Origin of the sequence: Streptomyces sp. NPDC015127, assembly GCF_043080095.1 — a bacterium.
Classification (GTDB): Bacteria; Actinomycetota; Actinomycetes; order Streptomycetales; family Streptomycetaceae; genus Streptomyces.
On record NZ_JBIBVE010000070.1, the window covers coordinates 1 to 4,878 of the forward strand.

The 4,878-nt window shown below is 64.4% G+C and carries 4 protein-coding genes; 3 read left to right on the top strand and 1 reads right to left on the bottom strand.

What is annotated here, in order from left to right; all coding sequences use genetic code 11:
• The first annotated feature begins 765 nt into the window (after positions 1-765).
• Both ACF08N_RS37695 and ACF08N_RS37700 read left to right on the top strand, forming a co-directional pair.
• Complete coding sequence (locus tag ACF08N_RS37695; protein ID WP_392329218.1) at positions 766-918, top strand: hypothetical protein; 153 nt, start codon at positions 766-768, stop codon at positions 916-918.
• Positions 919-1,049: 131 nt separating this feature from the next.
• Positions 1,050-1,304: a hypothetical protein gene (locus ACF08N_RS37700; RefSeq protein ID WP_392329219.1), complete on the top strand. Its 255-nt coding sequence runs from the start codon at positions 1,050-1,052 to the stop codon at positions 1,302-1,304.
• Positions 1,305-2,804: 1,500 nt separating this feature from the next.
• Here the strand turns inward: ACF08N_RS37700 and ACF08N_RS37705 are convergent.
• Positions 2,805-3,203 (bottom strand): hypothetical protein, encoded by a 399-nt coding sequence (locus ACF08N_RS37705; RefSeq protein WP_392329220.1) that lies wholly within the window; start codon positions 3,201-3,203, stop codon positions 2,805-2,807.
• Positions 3,204-3,835: 632 nt separating this feature from the next.
• Between ACF08N_RS37705 and ACF08N_RS37710 the strand changes: the two genes are divergently transcribed.
• Complete coding sequence (locus ACF08N_RS37710) at positions 3,836-4,372, top strand: hypothetical protein (RefSeq protein WP_392329221.1); 537 nt, start codon at positions 3,836-3,838, stop codon at positions 4,370-4,372.
• Positions 4,373-4,878 lie beyond the last annotated feature (506 nt).

Below are 4,878 nucleotides of genomic sequence, written 5' to 3' on the forward strand. Positions count from 1 at the left end.
GGGATGTCGACGGCCTCGTAGCGGCCGTACTTGTGGATCGGCATCCCGGACGGCTTCTGCGTGTGCGTCGTGTTGGTGATCGGGGTGGGGCGGCCAACAGAGTGAAGGGAAGATGAACGAACGGGTGTGTGCACGACTACTACTCCCTGTCGTAAGCCTCTCCAAGCTGGCTTCGCCAAGCCAGCGGCGATAATTAGCCACTATGCGAACATGGCGCACGCAAGACGTGAGTATTTTCCACTTACGGATAGCTCGCCTTGGCGGCGGCGCTGAAGAATTTGAAGAATTCGGTCAGCTGCCTTACGACCTCGTGGATGGTTGGGATGAAGTCGTGTTGGGCTGACTGTCGGTGTTGTGATCACCTCACTGCGGTGGGCGGTGCGAGGGCCTTGTTGGGTTGCTTGCCGGGCCTGTTTGAGACGACCCGCAACGGCCTGGATGGTGTCGGGGTGTTGCGCTTGGAGTAGTGGCCGCGAGGGCTCGCAAGCTCTTGAGGTGGTCGATGCCGTGCTCGTCAGGGATGCGTGGTGAGGAGTGGGCGAGCCAGGCGGCTTCGTGGTGGGTCACGAGCTATTTCAGATGTTCGAGGCATTTGTCTCGGCATGCAGGCGTCGAGCACATGCTTCTCGAGCACTTCGTTGACCGCGTAAACGTCATCGTCATTCTGGCCACCCGCACAGACCTGCGGCTCTCTCAGCCACGGCACCCGCCGCGCTTCCTCCGTTGCGGACGCTGAACCGCCCACCTCCTGGCACCGACCTCGGCTTGTCGGTCACCCTGTACCACGAACACCTGCAACTCGACGACCGCATCGTCCTGTACACCGACGGCATCACCGCAGCCTGCAATCCCCGAGACCAGGAATTCAGCCTCGACGGCTTCCTCGAATCTTCCTGCGCCACGACGTCGACGGCTTGACTGCCCGAAACCCTGCGTCGTCTCGTCCGCATGGCCCCCCTACGCAGCCAGGCCGAAGCCCTCTTCGGCATTCCGGAATGAACAATCGTGAGCCGCCACGTCGGCGCCTACAGAACCCAAGATGAGCTCACGTGACTGATAACTCCGGTCAGGGCTGCTTCCGCATGCCGAGGTCAGTCGTTGGTCAGCGCATGAACCGTCGCAACGACGAAGCGGTGCCCGTCGGGGCCCTAACCGACGCTCGCCTGCTCACCAGTGACCGAAGCCGGCCCGCTGAACGCGACCCCCCGCGCTGGTTGCTGCTGGCGGGGACCGGCCGGGCCATGATGATCGCTGCCGCGGTGACCACCGTGATCATCGCAATGGTTGCGACCCTCCTCGGATGAGGAGAGGCTGCCAGGGGAGTGCGGTTCAGGGGCTCGTGCCGGTGGCCGATGCGGTGATCGTGTTATCGGCCCAGAGGGGACTACAGCGGCGCAAGGGTGTTGTCGGGCGCTGGCCTTGAGGGCGCGGTCAGCGGCGCGATCTGAGAGCTGTGCGATCGGCCTCGCCCGATTCCGTGGTCCGCGCGATGCGTGGATTCGGCTCCCACTGCCACGCCGGCGAGGAGTCGATGCAGCTCCTCGCCGGCCCTTCTCCACGTCGAACGCGCGGACGCGACTCTTGACCATCCTCGCTATCGCCAGTACGGACGGCCCGTCCGCTTGGCGCACTCCCCGCTGAGGCAAGGCCCATGTTGTCGGCGGGACGGAGCACCCGGCCGCGGACCACCCGGCTGCGTGAGGCGGCCGGTGTCACACAGGCGTCTTGCCACCGCGTTGCAGGCGACGCAGACGGTGGAGGACTGCGAGAACAGTGGCGACCGTTCCGTTCGCGCCAGACTCACTTCCACGCCCGGCACCCGCCGGCCCGTATCCGCTGGACAACCCGAATTTCCGCAGCTCAAACGCTCTGTCACTACGGCCGGTCGCGACAGAAAGAAGTGCGGGGCTGAAGCAAGCGCAGGACGGCCTGCGCGGCGATTTGCTGCGCGTCCTGGGTGTAGGCAAGGTCGGGACGGCCGACCAGATCCAGGTCTTTCGTTGCCGCACCTACCTACCGGCACACTCTCAAGGAAACAGCGTCCTGTGGCGGCAGGGCCTGTTCGTCGACGGTGGCCGTAGCAAGGGCGCGGAAGATAGGGTTGCTTACCCTGGCCAGGCTGGACGCTGGCACGCGAGCGAGTTGGGCAGGCTTCCGGAGGAGATGGGGGCGGTGTTCCGAAGGGCGCGGGTGGCACCGGCGCTTCGCCCGCGATGACCGTCAACGAAGCCACCATCGCGATGATCCGCCCGAAGCCCCGACCTCGCCTGGTCGCCGGGAGCTGCTCCAGTGAGCCGGTACCCCGAACATGGCAGCCGCCTCCGCAGAGCCTAGGTGAGACAAAGCGCTCTTTGGGTGAGCAGTGCCGTTATCCCTCGGACACCACGGCGCCGAGTGGGTCTTGCGAGACCAGCCGCAGCGGCCGACGGCCGGAGGAACATCCCTGCCGCGAGATTGTCGACACGATCCGCTATGTCATCGACGCCGGCTGAAAATGGCGGCCTTACCTGTGGAGTTCCGCCTTGTCTAAGGCTCTGGGGACTTATGGGCCGCTGGACGGCAGCGGGAGTCGTCGGGCAGAGCCACGATCAACGCGCCGGACGTATCCGCCACAAGTATGCCCGCCGTTGGTTGTCGAACATTCCCTGGTCTGGATGATGAACTCCCGCGGATACGAACGGCTCGTCCAGCACTACAAAACCTCATCACTTGGGCCGCGATAACGCTCATGACTAAGGTCTCACTCCACCCGAAAAGTCGCACCTCCGGTGATCAGCCGGAGGTGCTCTGGCAGGCAGCCTGAATCAGGCGCTGGACTGCCTCACACGGTAACCATCGTGAGCGGTGGACACTTCATTGAAGTTAGCGAAGTCGTCGACCAACTGCTCGGCATCTTCGGGTGCATCATCATAGAATGGCAGTAATTCGGAAATAAGATGCTTACTCGTCGCTAGTCGTAAGCGTGATGCGATGAAGCGCGCTTCGTTCGCACTGACATGCCAGTGAGAATTCGACATGAACCTTTTCATAACTACGGTCTGGTCGTCCGGCTCAAATCCCAGCATGTGAAGTGCTTGCTCCAATCCTTGTCCAGCAGCGGCGCCAGCCTCCCACATGACCTCGTGGACAAAGCTCATCTGCCAGTTACTCAAAGCAAACGTGCCGCCAGGGGCCGGCTGTTCGAACTCAAATTCGTATCCCATGGAGGTAGCGTAATCGATCGTCAAGCACAAAGACTTGTCATGATGCCCTCACAAACAGGGTGCTCACTCCGGGGTGTTGGCTGCACAGCTGGGCGGCGGTCAGGGCGTCGTCGCTGCGAGGCCGAGACCTGGTGCAACCTCATTTCCCGATCGCCGTCATCCACCTGCCCGACGGGGCTAGCGCACAGACAGTGGACGTGGGTGCGGTCGAGTTTCGTAACAGGAGTCTGCCGTCCATCGTGGGGTCGGCTGCACAGTATGAATGTGGCGTCCGTGTCGTTGAGCTTGAACAGTGCGTTGCTGGTCTGTCTCCGTCGTACGCGTTGCTGTCGGCGTCGATCTCGTGGAAGAGCGCAGGGGAGGGGATGCTGCCGGTTGCCGGTGTGCGTCGCGACGTCGTCGATCAGCCACCGGGGTGGCGTGGTCGGTTTGCTGCAGCCATCGCTGCCGCACGTCAGCCGTTCGGGCATGACAGGCGTGCAGTCGGGATCGGCGGCGGCCAGGAGCTGTCCCGCGGGCCCGCAACAGCAGGGCGATACGCGCCGAATGTGGAGGGTTCGCGTGTGGCGTGCCATTCTCTTCCTGGCCGGGTGGGGGAACCTGTGACGCAGGCACGTCAGGAAGGTGGGCAGGTGGCGGTCACGTCAGTCGGTATGGGTGTGAGGGTGCGCCGGTTCGATGGTGCGGACCGGTCGGCGGTGGGGGAGCTGGTCCATGCGGATCTGCTGCCCGGCCGGCCTGCCGCTGCACCGCTCCTGCTCGGGCTGGCTCTGCAGGCGGGGGCGGGGCTCGACGGCGCGTGCTGCGAGGTGCTGGTCTCGGCGGACGGCGCCATTCTGGGGGCGGTGTCATACGGCGTCCGCTCGGGGGACGGCGCGGGGATGCTGCTGTGGCTGCACTGCCTTGAGGACGAGCAGTCTCTTGCGGAGGTGTTGATCCGTCATACGCTGGCGCAGTTGGGGCGGCGGACGGTGCACGCCTTCGCCGGGTCCACCGTGCTGGCGCCTGCCGGGCTGCCGGTACGCAACCGCCTCGGCACCCGCCGGGCACTGGAGGCGTGCGGGTTCTCCGGCACCGACCGGTGGCGCTACCTTCATCACCGTCTGGACACGCTCAGCCCCCGCCCGTACGCGATCGCAGACCTCACCCCCTGCCCGGACTGCTGGTAGCTGCATCTGCAGGAGCGAGACGGCACCTGGATCGGCGAAGCCCGCATCAGCGCCCCCGTCGACGGAACCGTCGTTCTGGAATGGGTCTCGCTGGCCCCGGAGCGCCGACATCTGGGGCACATCCTGCTCGAACAGTGCCTGACCAAATTCGCCGACCGCGGCATCCGTCACGTCATCACCTGTCTGGAAGCCCCCGACGACGACCGGCCCCACTACGAAGGCGCCGTCTACCTCCACGAGGCCGCCGGTTTCACCGTGATTGATCACCTTCACACTTACACCCGCTGCCCCTGACATCCCGGCCCGAAGGCAGATATGGCGTATGGACGCAGGGGCGACGGAGAAGCCGTTGACTGTTCGGCGTCCTGGCGATCATTCGCTCAGGGTCGCAACCGCGTAGCGGATTTGTACTAGGGTCCGTCTTCAAAGATCATCGGATGGTGGATCATGGTTGGGTGATACGTCGCCATGAACTCACCGATCAGGAGTGGGAGTTACTTGCTCCG

Excerpts from the sequence above, each read along its gene's own strand:
- ACF08N_RS37705 (WP_392329220.1), bottom strand. The coding sequence starts at position 3,203 with ATGGGATACGAATTTGAGTTCGAACAGCCGGCCCCTGGCGGCACGTTT.